At 71.1% G+C, this 15,149-nt stretch carries 12 protein-coding genes; 7 read left to right on the plus strand and 5 right to left on the minus strand.

Features of this window, described 5'->3' with window-relative positions; translation table 11 throughout:
- The first annotated feature begins 124 nt into the window (after positions 1-124).
- From AC07RM_RS31485 to AC07RM_RS31495, 3 genes are all read left to right on the plus strand, one after another.
- On the plus strand, positions 125-769 hold the full coding sequence (locus AC07RM_RS31485) for an SIS domain-containing protein (RefSeq protein WP_057594006.1): 645 nt from the start codon (positions 125-127) through the stop codon (positions 767-769).
- 180 nt (positions 770-949) lie between these two features.
- A complete protein-coding gene (locus tag AC07RM_RS31490) occupies positions 950-3,772 on the plus strand; it encodes a CehA/McbA family metallohydrolase (protein WP_495336997.1) in 2,823 nt (940 codons plus the stop codon).
- Between the two features lie 199 nt (positions 3,773-3,971).
- Entirely contained in the window at positions 3,972-4,766 is a 795-nt protein-coding gene (locus AC07RM_RS31495; protein WP_256223022.1) for a BON domain-containing protein, read from the plus strand.
- A gap of 67 nt (positions 4,767-4,833) precedes the next feature.
- Here the strand turns inward: AC07RM_RS31495 and AC07RM_RS31500 are convergent, their stop codons facing one another.
- A complete protein-coding gene (locus AC07RM_RS31500; protein ID WP_093354386.1) occupies positions 4,834-5,742 on the minus strand; it encodes an NAD(P)-dependent oxidoreductase in 909 nt (302 codons plus the stop codon).
- 104 nt (positions 5,743-5,846) lie between these two features.
- On the opposite strand from AC07RM_RS31500, the gene AC07RM_RS31505 reads away from it, so the two are divergent.
- Positions 5,847-6,332, plus strand: coding sequence for a MerR family transcriptional regulator (locus AC07RM_RS31505; protein ID WP_296796227.1), 486 nt, complete (start codon positions 5,847-5,849; stop codon positions 6,330-6,332).
- Complete coding sequence (locus AC07RM_RS31510) at positions 6,329-7,879, plus strand: MFS transporter (protein WP_495336998.1); 1,551 nt, start codon at positions 6,329-6,331, stop codon at positions 7,877-7,879. Before AC07RM_RS31505 ends, AC07RM_RS31510 begins: the two co-directional genes overlap by 4 nt.
- Before the next feature lie 15 nt (positions 7,880-7,894).
- Here AC07RM_RS31510 and AC07RM_RS31515 read toward each other — a convergent pair whose 3' ends face one another.
- On the minus strand, positions 7,895-9,031 hold the full coding sequence (locus AC07RM_RS31515) for a PilT/PilU family type 4a pilus ATPase (RefSeq protein ID WP_057594011.1): 1,137 nt from the start codon (positions 9,029-9,031) through the stop codon (positions 7,895-7,897).
- Between the two features lie 136 nt (positions 9,032-9,167).
- Positions 9,168-10,211 (minus strand): type IV pilus twitching motility protein PilT, encoded by a 1,044-nt coding sequence (locus AC07RM_RS31520; protein ID WP_093354394.1) that lies wholly within the window; start codon positions 10,209-10,211, stop codon positions 9,168-9,170.
- Positions 10,212-10,262: 51 nt separating this feature from the next.
- Here AC07RM_RS31520 and AC07RM_RS31525 point away from each other — a divergent pair, with 51 nt between their 5' ends.
- On the plus strand, positions 10,263-10,964 hold the full coding sequence (locus AC07RM_RS31525) for a YggS family pyridoxal phosphate-dependent enzyme (protein ID WP_398492322.1): 702 nt from the start codon (positions 10,263-10,265) through the stop codon (positions 10,962-10,964).
- A gap of 10 nt (positions 10,965-10,974) precedes the next feature.
- On the opposite strand, the gene AC07RM_RS31530 is transcribed toward AC07RM_RS31525, so the two are convergent.
- On the minus strand, positions 10,975-11,442 hold the full coding sequence (locus AC07RM_RS31530) for an Lrp/AsnC ligand binding domain-containing protein (protein ID WP_057594014.1): 468 nt from the start codon (positions 11,440-11,442) through the stop codon (positions 10,975-10,977).
- Between the two features lie 110 nt (positions 11,443-11,552).
- Here AC07RM_RS31530 and AC07RM_RS31535 point away from each other — a divergent pair, with 110 nt between their 5' ends.
- Positions 11,553-14,528 (plus strand): L-glutamate gamma-semialdehyde dehydrogenase, encoded by a 2,976-nt coding sequence (locus AC07RM_RS31535; protein WP_495336999.1) that lies wholly within the window; start codon positions 11,553-11,555, stop codon positions 14,526-14,528.
- 28 nt (positions 14,529-14,556) lie between these two features.
- On the opposite strand, the gene AC07RM_RS31540 is transcribed toward AC07RM_RS31535, so the two are convergent.
- Positions 14,557-15,027 carry a hypothetical protein gene (locus tag AC07RM_RS31540; RefSeq protein WP_495337000.1) on the minus strand — a complete coding sequence of 157 codons (471 nt, stop codon included), beginning with the start codon at positions 15,025-15,027 and terminating at the stop codon, positions 14,557-14,559.
- Between the last annotated feature and the right edge of the window lie 122 nt (positions 15,028-15,149).

The following is a 15,149-nucleotide window of genomic DNA, read 5'->3' on the forward strand; positions in this document are numbered from 1 at the left end:
CACGACCTCGGGGCGCTCGCTACGGTTTCTTCACACCTTGTGAGCGGCCCGCGATGCGCGAAGGTGTAGGGCGGATCACAGCGCGGGGTCTTTCGCTGCATCCCCGCAGTTATCATCCCGCCCCATGCTCGAGCAACGGATTCAGCAGCACTTCATCGACAGCGCCGACCTCAAGTACCAGGCCGGCCCGATTCTGAGCAAACCCATTTCACAGGCGATGCAGGCGATCCTGGCGTGCGTGACCAGCGGCGGCAAGGTGCTGGCCTGCGGGTCGGGCGTGTCGGGCCTGCTGGCCACGCAGTTCGCCTCGCAGTTCGTCGGCCGCTTCGAGCGCGAGCGGCCCGAGCTCGCGGCCATCGCGCTGCCGGGCGACAGCACCGACCCCGCGGCCGACGGCGCGAATGCCGTCGACGGCGACCGCTTCGCGCGCCAGGTGCGCGCGCTCGGCCAGGCCGGCGACGTGCTGCTCGCGCTCAGCGTCAGCGGCCAGTCGGCCCCGGTGCTCGCGGCGGTGCATGCCGCGCACGAGCGCGACATGACCGTGGTGGCGCTGCTCGGCAATGCCAACGCGGGCGCCTCGGCCGCGCCGGGCACCGGCGGCGTGATCGGCCGCGCGCTGCGCGAGACCGACGTGCAGATCAGCGTGCCGCACGAGCGCGGCGCGCGCATCCACGAGATCCACCTGCTCGCGCTGCATTGCCTGTGCGATGGCGTGGACGCGCAGCTGCTCGGCGATCCGGACAGCGACGTGCTGTCGCCGTCGAGCTGAACCCTTCACGCACGACGCTCCCCGGCGCGCGGGGGTATGCGTTTCGCTGCGCCGGGGTCTGAGTTTTTCTCAGAACGATTTCATAAATATGTTGAACAAAGTTCATGTGATTGACATGGCGGCTTCCTAGCATCGCGGCCGAGCGCGCTCGCTCCTCAACTCTCCGGCGCGCCGCCCCCCATGAAACTCCCGAACTTTCCCTCCCTGCCCGCGGTCCGCGGCAGGCTGTCATCGACCCCTTCCACGCGCCGCACGCCACGCGCCGCGCTGGCCACCCTGAGCGCCGTCTGCGTGCTGGCATTGAGTGCCTGCGGCGGCGGCAGCGGTGGCGGCGGCGGCTTCTTCGGCTTCGCGCCACCCTCGGGCGGCGGCCCCGCGCAAGGCGACAACGGCCAGGACGGCGGCACGCAGCCCGCGAGCTTCGCGCTGTCGCTCGCGGTCGAGGGCAGCGGCGACGTCGAATCGCTCGACGCCAGGCTGGCCTGCGGCCCCGGCAGCTGCACCGGCGCCAGCGCCGACTACGCCGAAGGCAGCACCGTCACGCTCAACGCCACGCCCGCGCACGGCTTCGTGTTCGCGGGCTGGCAGGGCACCTCGTGCGAGAGCGGCGACACGCGCTGCGTCGTGACCGTGAAGGCCGCGCAGCGCATCGCCGCGAAGTTCACGCAGGCCGCGCCGTCGATCCCCGCCGGCACCTGGCTCAAGGGCGACACGCACGTGCACGACGACCACTCGTCCGACGGCAGCGCGGCGCGCCAGCTCAACGACGACAAGGGCCCGGGCAACACCGGCATCGCCGACCAGATCGGGCAGGGCACGCGCATGGGCCTGGAGTTCATGCCGCTGACCGACCACCGCACCTACGACCAGCACTACGACTGGAACTGGGAGTCGCCCTCGCTGCTGCTGGTGCGCGGCGAGGAAGCCAACGGCAGCCCGCACGCGACGGTGCAGGGCGGCGTCGATTCGATCGTGCAGGGCGCCGCGCGCGCCGACCGCCAGCCCTTCACGCACCTGCAGCAGTCGATCTGGGACGCGCACAGCCAGGGCGCGAACTGGACCGTGGCGCATCCCAACGACGGCGAGACCAATGCCGACGGTTCGTTCAATGCCTATGCCAACGTGCAGGGCGTGGACCTGGTCGAGACCTGGAACGGCACGCCGAGCCCCGAGACCGTGCTGGCCGACGCCTATGCCGAGAAGCTGTGGAACACGGGCTTCCGCTTCGGCATCGCGGGCGCGAGCGACAGCCACATGCGCGAGCTGTGGGACGGCGAGGGCACGGTCTATCCGATCTCGAACCCCGGCATGCCGGCCACGCAACTGCTGTCCAGGGCCTACAACGAGCGTGCCATCGTGCAGGCGCTGCAGCGCGGCCACACCAGCCTCTCGTACGACCCGAACGGCCCCTTCGTCTCGATCGCCACCGACCTGCGCGGCGGCGGCTACACCGCGATCGGCGGCGACGAGGTGTTCGTGCCGGCCGGCACCGCCGGCCACCTGCGCATCGACGTGCGCCGCGCCGCGGGCCTGGACGTGTTCGTCTACCGCGCGCCCGGCAAGAGCGCCGGCCCGCTCAAGAGCTTCAAGCCGAAGACCGATGCCGAGAGCTTCATCGTCGACATCGCAGCCGGCGACAAGCCCGACTGGTACCGCGCCGAGGTGCGCGGCATGAGCACGCCGCAGCCCTGGGCGCCGGTGTCGGTCGACGAGGTCAAGGCCACCGTGTCGCCGATCTTCGTCTCGCCCGCGCCGGTCGAGGCCAAGCCCGCGACGCCGATTCCCGCCGATGCCGGCACCGAGGACGGCGCGCTGCGCGTGGCGGGTGCGCGCGGCGGCTTCGCGGGCTTCCCCGACATCGCGGTTGCCGACGGCGCGCTGCACTTCGTGGCCGAGCTGCATGGCGCCTCGAGCAGCACCGTGGTCTATCGCCAGCGCGACGCCAAGGGCGTGTGGCGCGACGCGGGCCGCACGCTCAGCGGCCAGGGCCAGGCGCGCTTTCCGCGCGTGGCCGCGCGCGGCAACGAGGTCTGGGTGGCCTGGGAGGAAGACGCGGTGCAGGTGCCGCACCGGCCCGAGATCAAGCTGCGGCATTCGGCCGACGGCGGCGCCAACTGGGACGGCACCGTGACCGTGCGCGCGGTCGAGGGACGCGCCGAGCATCCGGCGATCGCGCTGTCGGCCGGCGGCAAGCCCGTGCTCGCATGGCAGGAGATCGCGGCCCATCAGGCCTTCGACATCATGGCCCAGGAGATCGGCACCGACGTCCAGCCGCGCAACCTGTCGGCCGCCGGCAAGGTGACCGATCCGGGCATCGCCAGCGACACGCGCACGCCGCGCTATCCGGCCTCGGTGCTGCCCTCGGTGGCGGTGGCGGCCGACGGCCGCGTCGCCGTGGCCTGGCAGGACGACCGCAGCGACAAGGATCCGCTGTGGACCGGCGCCGCGAGCTACGGCGAGGGCACCACGCCCGACGACTGGCAGGTGCAGGTGCTGGTGCGCGAAGCCGGTGGCGCCTGGGCCGCGAAGCCGGCCGAGATCGGCACCTCGGACCGCGCCGACCGCCATCCGCAGATCGCGTTCGGCGCCAAGGGCGAGCTGGTCGCGGTCTGGGAGAGCAAGGAGCTCGCCGCGAGCGGGCGCAACCTCTCGGTGCGCGCCGCGGTCTCGGGCGACGGCGGCAAGTCCTTCGCGGCGCCGGTGGTGGTCGGCGCCGACGACAAGACCATGAGCGAGCGGCCGCGCCTGGGCGTCGATGCCGACGGCGCGGTGCGCGCGGTCTGGTACGACTCGCGCTCGGCCGACTGGCGCTGGCGCGTGATGACCGCGGTGTTTCGCCCCGACAGCGGCTGGGAGCCCGGCACCCTGCTGATGGCCCGCGGCAACAACACCTGGCCCGTGACCGCGGGCGGCCAGGTGGCGTTCGCCAGCACGCGCAACGCGCAGCGGCTGCAGCGCGATCCGACGCAGCAGGTGTTCCTGCTGTCGCTCGCGAAGCCCTGAGCTGAAGACGAACTGAAGAAGCGGCGGCGGCCGCATCCGGCGCGGGCCGCGGCGTTCCCTCGGGAACTCCGCGGCCGTCTTCATTTCTACCAACAAGCCGTAACGGAGCGGCAAATCCGCTGGGCTAAACTCGCCGCGAACCCGGGCCAGGGCCTCGCGGCAGCGCCCATCTCGCACCTCCATTCCAGGGAAATCACACATGCAGAAGACCGCCTCGACGCCTCGCGCCATGCACCGCCTCGTTCTCGCACTCGCCTCGGGCGCGGCATTGGTCGCGGGCCTCTCGGCCTGCGTGCCGCTGGTGGTCGGCGGCGCGGCGGCGGTGGGCGTGGGCATGGTTGCGACCGACCGCCGCAGCTCGGGCGCCCAGCTCGACGACCAGGGCATCGAGCTGCGCGCCGCGGCCCGCGTGCGCGACATCGCCAACGACCAGATGTATGTCAGCGTGACCAGCTACAACCGCCAGGTGCTCTTGACCGGCGCGGTGGGCAACGAGGCCGATCGCCGCCGCGTCGAGGACGTGGTGCGCGGCGCCGAGAACGTGCGCTCGGTGGTCAACGAACTCACGCTGGGCACGCCGAGCACCTTCCAGGACCGTTCCAACGACCTCTACGTCACCGGCAAGGTCAAGGCCTCGCTGCTCGACGCCAAGGACATCTTCGCCAACTCCTTCAAGGTCGTGACCGAGCGCGGCACGGTCTACCTGATGGGCATCGCCACGCGCCGCGAGACCGACCGCGCGACCGAGGTGGTGCGCAGCGTGACCGGCGTGCAGAAGGTGGTGCGCGTGGTCGAGATCGTGAGCGAGGCCGACCTGACCGGCGCGCAGCGCGGCGGCACCGGGGTTTCCGCGCCCGCGCCCGTGGTGCCGGCCTCGCAGCCGCAGCCCGGCACCTCCTCGCGCGTGCCGCTGCCGCCGATGGAGCCGCTGCCGTCTTCGTCGGCACCGGCGCCCGCGCCGGCCGGTGGCGTGACGACCAGCCCGATCCGCTGAAGTCCTTTCGCCCACCAACGAACAAGGCCCCTCGACGGGGCCTTGTTCGTTTCCAGGGGCGGGTTTCCTACTTCAGCCGCGTGATCAGGCTCGAGGTGTCCCAGCGCTGGCCGCCCGACTGCTGCACGTCGGCATAGAACTGGTCGACCAGCGCGGTCACGGGCACGCGCGCGCCGTTGCGCTTGGCCTCGTCGAGCACCAGGCCCAGGTCCTTGCGCATCCAGTCGACCGCGAAGCCGAAGTCGAACTTGCCCGCGATCATGGTCTTGCCGCGGTTGTCCATCTGCCAGCTCTGGGCGGCGCCCTTGCCGATGACCTCGAGCACCGCCTGCATGTCGAGTCCCGCGCGCTGGCCGAAGGCGATGGCCTCCGACAGGCCCTGCACCAGGCCCGCGATCGCGATCTGGTTGACCATCTTCGCGAGCTGGCCCGCGCCGCTCTCGCCGAGCAGCGTGACCGCGCGCGCGAAGGCCGCGGCCACCGGCTTGATGCGATCGAAGGCGGCCGCGTCGCCACCGCACATCACGGTGAGCGCGCCGTTCTGGGCGCCGGCCTGGCCGCCCGATACCGGCGCGTCGATGAACTGCAGGCCACGCTCGAGCGCGGCCTTGGAGAGTTCGCGCGCCACGTCGGCCGAGGCGGTCGTGTGGTCGACGAAGACCGCGCCCTTGGCCATGCCGGCGAAGGCGCCGTCGTCGCCGAGCACCACCGAGCGCAGGTCGTCGTCGTTGCCGACGCAGCAGAACACGAGGGTGGCGCCGGCCACCGCTTCGCGCGGCGTGGCCGCATGGCGGCCGGGGGCGCCGAACTCGTCGACCCAGGCCCGGGCCTTGGCTTCGGTGCGGTTGTAGACCGTGACGCTGTGGCCGGCCTTTGCCAGGTGGCCGGCCATCGGCCCGCCCATGACGCCGAGGCCCAGGAAGGCCACCGTCTGCGCGGGAGTGGATTCGTAGGTGCGGGGGTTGATGCTGCTCATGGGTCCGAGCTTAAAGCCATTCGGCGACAGCCTGCACCCTGGGGGACATGGCCGTGCCGGCCCAAACCTGTACGTGAACGTACACGTTGGAGTAGAATCGCCCCATGAGCTCCCCGGCCCCCCCGCCCAAGTCCCTCACCGTTCGCGATGCCGCGGCGCAGCTCGGCGTGACGCCGCGCACGCTCAAGTACTACGAGGAACTGGGCATCGTGGTGCCGGTGCGCAGCGAGGGCCGCTACCGGCTCTACGAACCGGCCGACCTCGAGCGGCTCGCGCGCGTGCTGCGCATGCGTTCGCTGGGCTTCTCGCTCACCACCATCACCGAGATGCTGCGCCAGCCGATGGAGGCGCCGGCCGAGGGCGGGCGGCCGCGGCTGTCGAACGCCTCGCTCAAGTCGCTGCGCGAGACGCTGGGCGCGCAGCTCGCCACGCTCGATGCGCGCGTGGCCCAGGTGCGCCGCGAGCTCAAGGAAGCCGCGGCCCTGCAGGCCCAGCTGCGCCGCGACCTCGACTACGTCGAACGCCGCCTGGCCGGCGAACCGGTGGAGGAGGCCCTCGCGCAGCGGCGCGCGGAGCGCCCGGCGTCATGACCGCACCGGCCCTCGCCCGGCATCCGCGCGGCCTCTCGGCCGTGGCGTGGATGCCCTGGGCGATCGGGCTGGTCACGGCGGTCGACTACTTCGACAACGCGCTGTTCGCGTTCTTCGCGAGCTACATCGCGGGCGGCGTCAACGCCTCGCCCGACGAACTGGTGTGGGCCTCGAGCGCCTACGCGCTGGGCGCGGTGCTTGGCATCCTGCAGCAGCATGCGTGGATCGAGCGGCTCGGCTACCGGCGCTACCTCGCGCTGTGCATGTTCGCCTTCGCCGCGGGCGGCCTCGGCGCCGCCTGGTCCGACAGTTCCACCCAGCTCGCGCTGGCGCGCGGCGTGCAGGGCTACTTCGTGGGGCCGATGCTCGGCGCCTGCCGCATCCTGATCCAGATCGGCATGCCGGCCGAGCGCCGCGCCAAGGCGCTCAAGGCCTTCATGGTGCTGATCGTCTTCGGCGGCGCGCTGGCGCCGGTGGCCGGCGCCTTCCTGGTCTCGAACTTCGACTGGCGCTGGCTGTTCGGCTGCACCGTGCCGGTGGCGGTGCTGATCGGCCTGCTGGTGCTGTGGGCGCTGCCCGACCTCGGCGACGTCGAGCCGCACGAGCGCACCGCGCCGCACCACGCGCCCTACCTGGTGTTCGCGCTGGCGCAGGCGGCGCTGCAGGTGGTGCTCACGCGCACCCACTTCGAGCTGTTCACCGGTTCGCCCGCGCTCGTGGGGCTGGCGCTGGCCGGCCTCGCGGGGCTCGCCTGGTTCGGCTGGCACCAGTGGCACCATCCCGCGCCGCTGGTGCGGCTGCATGCGCTGCGGCAGCCGGGCTTTCGCGTCGGGCTCGCGCTCTACGTCGTCTACTACTACCTGTCGACCGGCTTCAGCTACCTGCTGCCGCGGCTGATGGAAGGCGGGCTCGGCTTCAGCGTGGGCAACACCGGCTACTTCACGGGCGCGATGTCGCTCGCCACCGGGCTGCTGGTGTTCGTCTACCTGCGCTACTCGGCGCGCCTCGCGCACAAGAAGTGGCTGATCGTCGCGGGCTTCGCGATCGCCGCGCTGGCTTCCGCCTGGCTCGCGCGCGTCACGCCGCAGTCGGGGCGCGAGGCGCTGGTCGGGCCGCTGCTGCTGCGCGGCCTGCTGATGCTGTTCGTGGTGCTGCCGGTCGCGAACCTCACCTTCCGGCCGTTCGCGGCCGAGGACTTCGCGCACGGCTACCGGCTCAAGAACCTGGTGCGGCAGCTCGCGATCTCCTTCGCCACCTCGAGCGTGATCGCGCTGCAGCAGCACCGGCTCGCGCTGCACGAAACCCGGCTCGCCGAATCGGCCAACGCCGGCAACGCGGGCTTCATGCAGGCGCTCGAGGGGCTGACGCGGAATTTCGCGGCGCTCGGCCATGCGGCCGGCGAGGCGCACGCGATGGCGCTCGGCACCCTGTGGCGCACGCTCGAGCAGCAGGCCACCTTCATGGCCTCGCTCGACGGCTTCACGGCGATCGCGGTGGTCGCGCTCGCGGCGGGCGTGTTCGCCGCCTGGCAGCGGCAGATCGACTGAAGGCGGCGCGCCGGCTCAGACGATCGCGAAGTGCTCCGTGCCCGCGGCCAGGTCGGTGCTGCGCGCGCGCTGGCTGTTGAGCTTGATCTGCAGCCGCAGGTCGTTGGCCGAGTCGGCATTGCGCAGCGCATCCTCGAAGCTGATCGCGTGGCCCTCGAACAGGTCGAACAGCGCCTGGTCGAAGGTCTGCATGCCGAGGTTGCGGCTCTTCTTCATGATCTCCTTGATCTCGCCGACCTCGCCCTTGAAGATCAGGTCGGAGATCAGCGGCGTGTTCAGCAGGATCTCGACCGCCGCCACGCGGCCCAGGCCGTCCTCGGTCGGCACCAGGCGCTGCGAGACCAGCGAGCGCAGGTTCAGCGACAGGTCCATCAGGAGCTGCGCGCGGCGTTCCTCGGGGAAGAAGTTGATGATCCGGTCGAGCGCCTGGTTGGCGCTGTTGGCATGCAGCGTGGCCATGCACAGGTGGCCGGTCTCGGCGAAGGCCACCGCGTGCTCCATGGTCTCGCGGTCGCGGATCTCGCCCATCAGGATCACGTCGGGCGCCTGGCGCAGCGTGTTCTTGAGCGCCGCCTCCCAGCTGTCGGTGTCGATGCCCACCTCGCGCTGCGTCACCACGCAGTTCTTGTGCGGATGCACGAACTCCACCGGGTCCTCCACCGTGACGATGTGGCCGAAGGAGTTCTCGTTGCGCCAGTCGATCATCGCGGCCAGCGTGGTCGACTTGCCCGAGCCGGTGGCACCCACCAGGATGCACAGGCCGCGCTTGGTCATCGACACGTCCTTGAGCACCTGCGGCATGCCCAGGTCGTCGATGGTCGGCAGCTTGGCCGGGATGGTCCGCAGCACCATGCCGACCTTGCCCTGCTGCACGAAGGCGTTGACGCGGAAGCGGCCGATGCCGGTCGGCGAGATCGCGAAGTTGCACTCCTTGGTGCGCTCGAACTCGGCCGTCTGGCGGTCGTTCATCACCGAGCGCGTGAGCGCCAGCGTGTGCTGCGCGCCCAGCGCCTGCTGCGAGACCTTGGTGACCTTGCCGTCGACCTTGATCGCGGGCGGGAAGTCGGCCGTGATGAACAGGTCGCTGCCGTTGCGGCTCACCATGAGCTTGAGCAGGTCGTTGATGAACTGGCTGGCTTGATCGCGTTCCATGAGAGCGCTCCTTGATCTGTTTAGGTTGAACGCGTAGGCGGCCGACCGCCGGGCCGCCCCAAGGCGGCCGCGCCTCCCCCTTGGGGGGTGGAGTTACACGCAGCGAAGCGAAGTGAAAAGCCGGGGGGCCTCATGACTAGCCGGGGAAGTTTTCGGGGATCTTGGCCTTGCTGCGGGCTTCCGCGGCGGAGATCGTATTGCGCCGCACCAGGTCCGTGAGGTTCTGGTCCAGCGTCTGCATGCCCTGGCCCTGGCCGGTCTGGATGGTGGAGTACATCTGCGCCACCTTGGCCTCGCGGATCAGGTTGCGGATGGCCGGCGTGCCCAGCATGATCTCGTGCGCCGCCACGCGGCCCAGGCCGTCCTTGGTCTTGCACAGGGTCTGCGAGATCACCGCCTGCAGCGACTCCGACAGCATGGCGCGGATCATCTCCTTCTCCTCGCCCGGGAACACGTCGATGATCCGGTCGATGGTCTTGGCGGCCGACGAGGTGTGCAGCGTGCCGAACACCAGGTGGCCGGTCTCGGCCGCGGTCATCGCGAGGCGGATGGTCTCGAGGTCGCGCATTTCGCCGACCAGGATCGCGTCGGGGTCCTCGCGCAGCGCCGAGCGCAGCGCGTTCGCGAACGACAGCGTCATCGGCCCGACCTCGCGCTGGTTGATCAGGCACTTCTTCGACTCGTGCACGAACTCGATCGGGTCCTCGACCGTGAGGATGTGGCCGTACTCGTTCTCGTTGAGGTAGTTGACCATCGCGGCCAGCGTGGTCGACTTGCCCGAGCCCGTGGGGCCGGTCACCAGCACCAGGCCGCGCGGCTTGAGCGCGAGTTCGCCGAAAATCTTGGGCGCATTCAGCTGCTCGAGCGTGAGGATCTTCGAGGGGATGGTCCGGAACACCGCGGCCGCCCCGCGCGCCTGGTTGAAGGCGTTGACCCGGAAGCGCGCCAGGCCGTCGATCTCGAACGAGAAGTCGACCTCCAGGAACTCTTCGTAGTGCTTGCGATGGGTGTCGCTCATGATGTCGTAGACCATGGCGTGCACCGCCTTGTGGTCCAGCGCATCGACATTGATGCGGCGCACATCGCCGTGAACGCGGATCATCGGTGGCAGGCCGGCCGACAGATGCAGGTCGGAAGCCTTGTTCTTGACGCTGAACGCGAGCAGTTGGGTGATGTCCACGGGGCTCCTCGATCGGGTTTTGGTGACGTTTTGATACGAATTTGGACGATTATGACGATGATTGGCGACGACCTCCAGCACGTGCGGCAGCGGATCGCGAAGGCCTGCGCCGACGCCGGCCGCGACCCCGGCGCGGTGCGGCTGCTGGCGGTATCGAAGACCTTCGGGCCCGAGGCGGTGCGCGAGGCGCAGGCGGCCGGCCAGTCGGCCTTCGGCGAGAACTACGTGCAGGAAGGCCTGGACAAGATCGCCGCGCTGGCCGACCTGCGCGCCGGCCTCGAGTGGCACTGCATCGGCCCCCTGCAGAGCAACAAGACGCGGCCCGTGGCCGAGCAGTTCGACTGGGTGCACAGCATCGACCGGCTCAAGATCGCCGAACGGCTCTCGGCCCAGCGCCCGGCCCATCTGCCGCCGCTGCAGGTCTGCCTGCAGGTCAACGTCGACGGCGGCGCCAACAAGTCCGGCGTGACGCCCGAGGAGGCGCTGCCGCTGGCGCGCGCTGTGGCGGCGTTGCCACAGCTGGTGCTGCGCGGGCTCATGGCGATCCCCGAACCGGCACCCGATTTCGAGGCCCAGCGCGCGTTGTTCCTGCGCGCGAAGGCGCTGTTCGATGAAATCCGCGGCGCCGGCATCGCGCTCGACACCCTGTCGCTGGGCATGAGCGCCGACCTCGAGGCGGCGGTCAGCGCGGGCAGCACGATGGTGCGCATCGGCACGGCGATCTTCGGCGGCCGCCCGAAGAAGGCGGCCTGAGCGGCAAGGCTCAGATCCCGAGCGGAATCCGCGCGCTGCTCTTCACTTCCTCCATCACCGCATAGGTGCGCGTCTCGCGCACGCCCGGCAGCTGCCACAGCACCGTGCCCGCGAAGTCGCGGTAGGCCGCCATGTCGGCCATGCGCGTCTTCAGCAGGTAGTCGAAGCCGCCGGCCACCATGTGGCATTCGACGATCTCCTCGCGCACCTGCACCGCGGCCTTGAACTGGTCGAACACGTTGGGCGTGGTGCGGTCCAGCAGCACCTCGACGAAGACCGTGAAGCCGCGGCCCAGCCGCTCGGCGTCGAGCCGCGCCTCGTAGCCCTGGATGAAGCCCTCGCGCGTGAGCCGCTGCACGCGCGCGAGCACCGCCGTCGGCGACAGCGCCACCGCCTCGGCCAGCTTGAGGTTGGTGATGCGGCCGTCTTCCTGAAGAATCTTCAGCAGCCGGAGATCGACGCGGTCCAGGTCGGTCATTGAAGTGGGATGGCAAGGGTTCTGGTGAATTATCCGGAAATGCTGTCGAATTTTGGTGAAAAATTCGCTATCAAGGCATGGACCATAGCCAATCCAACCAAGGAGAAGACATGCGCCTGCCCGACCCCTACCGACCCGAGACCGAGGTCGTCGCCCATCGACTCGCCCTGCTCGAGGGTGCGCTCGACTGGACCGCGGCCTCGACCGTTGCCACGCCCTGGGTGCAGGCGGTGCGCGACCATCCGCCGCCGTTCTGGGCCATGGAGAGCCTGCTGCGCGAATACCCGATCTCGAGCGCCGAGGGCCTCGCGCTGATGCGCCTGGCCGAGGCGCTGCTGCGCGTGCCCGATGCCGAGACCGCCATCGCGCTCACGGCCGACCAGCTCGGCCGCGCCGATTTCGAGGGCGCGGCCGATTCCACGCTGTCGCGCCTGTCGTCGGCCGCGATCGCCATGTCGAAGCGTTTCCTGCCCGAGGCCGACCATCCGCCCGGCCTGATGGCCCGGCTCGGCGCGCGCACCGTGGTCGCCGCCACGCTGCGCGCGGTGCAGCTGCTGGGCCGGCAGTTCGTGCTGGGCCAGACCATCGCCGAGGCGATGGACGAGGCCCGTGCCGCGCACCGCAAGCAGTCCGCCCTGTGCTTCAGCTACGACATGCTCGGCGAGGGCGCGCGCACCGACGAGGACGCGCTGCGCTACCTCGAGAGCTACACCCGCGCCATCGCCGCGATCGCCCAGGGCGCCGATCCCACCGCCGCGCCCGAGCGCAACGACGGCATCTCGATCAAGCTCAGCGCGCTGCATCCGCGCTACGAGGACGCGCAGCGCGACCGCGTGCTGCGCGAGCTGGTGCCGCGCGTGTGGCTGTTGTGCGAGCGCGCGGCCGCGGCCAACATCAACCTCACCATCGATGCCGAGGAGGTCGACCGGCTCGAGCTCTCGCTCGACGTGTTCGACGCCCTCGCGACCCGCGTCGCCGCCGAGCATCCGCAATGGCGCGGCTTCGGCCTCGCGCTGCAGGCCTACCAGACGCGCGCGCTCGAGCTGATCGAGCACGTCACCGCGATCGCACGCCGCTACGGCCTGCGGCTGATGTGCCGGCTGGTCAAGGGCGCCTACTGGGACGCCGAGATCAAGCGCGCGCAGGAACTCGGCCTGCCGCACTACCCCGTGTTCACCCACAAGCACCACAGCGACGTCAGCTACCTGGCCTGCGCGCAGGCGCTGCTGGCCGCGCCCGACGCGATCTATCCCCAGTTCGCCACCCACAACGCGGGCACCATCGCGGCCATCCTGCAGATGGCGCAGCGGCAGGGCGCGCCCTTCGAGCTGCAGCGGCTGCACGGCATGGGCGAGGGCGTCTACCGCGAGGTCATGAAGCACACCGGCGCCTCGGTGCGCGTGTACGCGCCGGTCGGCCGCCACAAGGACCTGCTGGCCTACCTGGTGCGCCGCCTGCTCGAGAACGGCGCCAACTCCTCCTTCGTCAACCAGCTCGGCGACCCCGGCGTGCCCATCGCCACGCTGCTGGTCTCGCCGCTGTGGCTGGAGCGCGAGAGCCCGCAACTGCCGCTGCCGCCGCTGCTCTACGGCCCGGCGCCCGCGCGGCGCAACAGCGACGGGCTCGACCTCACGGTCGACGCCATGCGTGCGCCGCTGTTCGCGGCGCTGGCCGCGACCGCGGTGCCGGTCGTGCCCGAGGCCGATTCCGCGAGCGCCGCGCGCGCCGTGGCCGCGAGCGCGACGGCCTTCCGCGCCTGGCGCAACACGCCGGTGGCAACGCGCGCCGCCGCGCTGCGCCGCGCGGCCGATGCCTTCCAGGCGCAACTGCCGCGCCTGTGCGCGCTGCTCGTCAAGGAGGCCTTCAAGACCTGGGGCGACGCGGTGTCCGAGGTGCGCGAGGCGATCGACTTCCTGCGCTACTACGCCGACGAGGCCGAGCGCCTGATGCAGCCCGTGCTGCTGCCCGGCCCGACCGGCGAGCGCAACGAGTTGCGGCTCACCGCGCGCGGGCCCTGGGTCTGCATCAGCCCGTGGAACTTCCCGCTGGCCATCTTCACGGGCCAGGTCGCGGCCGCGCTCGCTACCGGCAACACCGTGCTGGCCAAGCCCGCCGAGCAGACGCCGGCCATCGCGCGCGAAGCGGTCGCGCTGCTGCATGCGGCGGGCATTCCGGCCGACGTGCTGCAGCTGCTGCACGGCCCCGGCGAGACCGTGGGTGCCGCGCTGGTGGCCGCGCCCGGCGTGGCCGGCGTGGTGTTCACCGGCTCGACGCAGGTGGCGAAGATCATCCATCGCGCGCTGGCGGGCAAGGACGGTCCGATCGTCCCGCTGATCGCCGAGACCGGCGGCATCAACGCGATGCTGGTCGACTCGAGCGCGCTGCCCGAGCAGGTGGCCGATGCCGTCGTGCAGAGCGCCTTCCGCTCGGCCGGCCAGCGCTGCTCGGCGCTGCGGCTCCTGGTGCTGCACGAGGGCATCGCCGACGGCGTGATCGAGATGATCCGCGGCGCGGCGGCCGAGCTGTCGGCCGGCGATCCCGCGCTGCTCGCGACCGACGTCGGCCCGGTGATCGACCGCGAGGCGGCCGACAACATCCGCCGCCATCTGGCGCGGCTGGACCGCGAAGCGAAGCGCGTGCTGGCGCCCGCGGCAACGGACGACGCATCGTCCACCCTGATCGCGCCGGCGGCCTATGAAGTGGGTGCCATCGAGGACGTGCGCAGCGAGATCTTCGGCCCCGTGCTGCAGATCGTGCGCTGGGGCTCGGGCGCGCTGGGCGATCCGGCCGAGGTGATCGAGCGCATCAACGCGCTCGGCTACGGCCTCACGCTCGGCATCCAGACGCGCATCGATTCGCGCGCCCAGGCGCTGGCCGTGCGTGCCCACGTGGGCAATGTCTACGTCAACCGCAACATCATCGGCGCGGTGGTCGGCGTGCAGCCCTTCGGCGGCGAGGGCCTCAGCGGCACCGGGCCCAAGGCGGGCGGGCCGAACTACCTGCCGCGCTTCTGCGCCGAGCAGACCGTGACGGTCAACACGGCGGCCGCGGGCGGCAATGCGGCCCTGCTGAGCACGGTGGCGTAGCGCCGTTGCGCCACGCCACCGCGCGACCTCAGCGCACCGTGCTCTGGCCGTGCGCGGCGGCCTGGCGATCGAGCTGCTCGATCAGCGCGCCGTAGGCCGGGCTGGCGCGCAGCCGCGTGTATTCGGCCTGCGCCTGGCGATAGCCCGCGCGGGTCGGGTCGGCACCCGCTTCGCCCGACTGCTTCGCGGCCAGGCCCGACTGCATCCACAGCCGCGTGTCGGCGGCCACCGCGGCGCGGCTGTTGGCCGACACCGTGGCCACCTGCTGCTGCGGCGTGCCGTCGGTGTAGCCCTGCGTGGGCGCGGTCTTGAGCCATTGGCGCGCTTCGGCCGTCACGGCTTCGCGCGTCGTCGACGAGCTGAACGACGCGGGGCGCGGATCGCCCTCGGCGTAGTTGCCCGCGAAGCTCGGCGCGGCGGCGGCGGCCAGCAGCGCGGCGAAGGCGGCGGTGCCCAGCAGGCGGGTGGTGCGGACGGTGCGGGGTTGCGAAGTCTTCATGTCGTCGTTCCTTTCAGTGGTGGGACGTGGCGGTTGAACCCGGTGGGAGCGAAGCGGGCCGGTGGGCCTCGTGGTCTTCGTCTTTCCTTGCCACCGACTCTAGGGAGGGCAAACCGGCGATC

Source organism: Variovorax sp. GW821-FHT09B05 (assembly GCF_059418265.1).

Bases quoted from the DNA above. Each gene is read 5' to 3' on its own strand.
- AC07RM_RS31500 (WP_093354386.1), bottom strand. From the start codon at position 5,742: ATGAGCAGCATCAACCCCCGCACCTACGAATCCACTCCCGCGCAGACG.
- AC07RM_RS31535 (WP_495336999.1), top strand. From the start codon at position 11,553: ATGCGCCTGCCCGACCCCTACCGACCCGAGACCGAGGTCGTCGCCCAT.
- AC07RM_RS31495 (WP_256223022.1), top strand. From the start codon at position 3,972: ATGCAGAAGACCGCCTCGACGCCTCGCGCCATGCACCGCCTCGTTCTC.
- AC07RM_RS31525 (WP_398492322.1), top strand. From the start codon at position 10,263: ATGACGATGATTGGCGACGACCTCCAGCACGTGCGGCAGCGGATCGCG.
- AC07RM_RS31490 (WP_495336997.1), top strand. From the start codon at position 950: ATGAAACTCCCGAACTTTCCCTCCCTGCCCGCGGTCCGCGGCAGGCTG.
- AC07RM_RS31540 (WP_495337000.1), bottom strand. From the start codon at position 15,027: ATGAAGACTTCGCAACCCCGCACCGTCCGCACCACCCGCCTGCTGGGC.
- AC07RM_RS31485 (WP_057594006.1), top strand. From the start codon at position 125: ATGCTCGAGCAACGGATTCAGCAGCACTTCATCGACAGCGCCGACCTC.
- AC07RM_RS31505 (WP_296796227.1), top strand. From the start codon at position 5,847: ATGAGCTCCCCGGCCCCCCCGCCCAAGTCCCTCACCGTTCGCGATGCC.
- AC07RM_RS31530 (WP_057594014.1), bottom strand. From the start codon at position 11,442: ATGACCGACCTGGACCGCGTCGATCTCCGGCTGCTGAAGATTCTTCAG.
- AC07RM_RS31510 (WP_495336998.1), top strand. From the start codon at position 6,329: ATGACCGCACCGGCCCTCGCCCGGCATCCGCGCGGCCTCTCGGCCGTG.
- AC07RM_RS31515 (WP_057594011.1), bottom strand. From the start codon at position 9,031: ATGGAACGCGATCAAGCCAGCCAGTTCATCAACGACCTGCTCAAGCTC.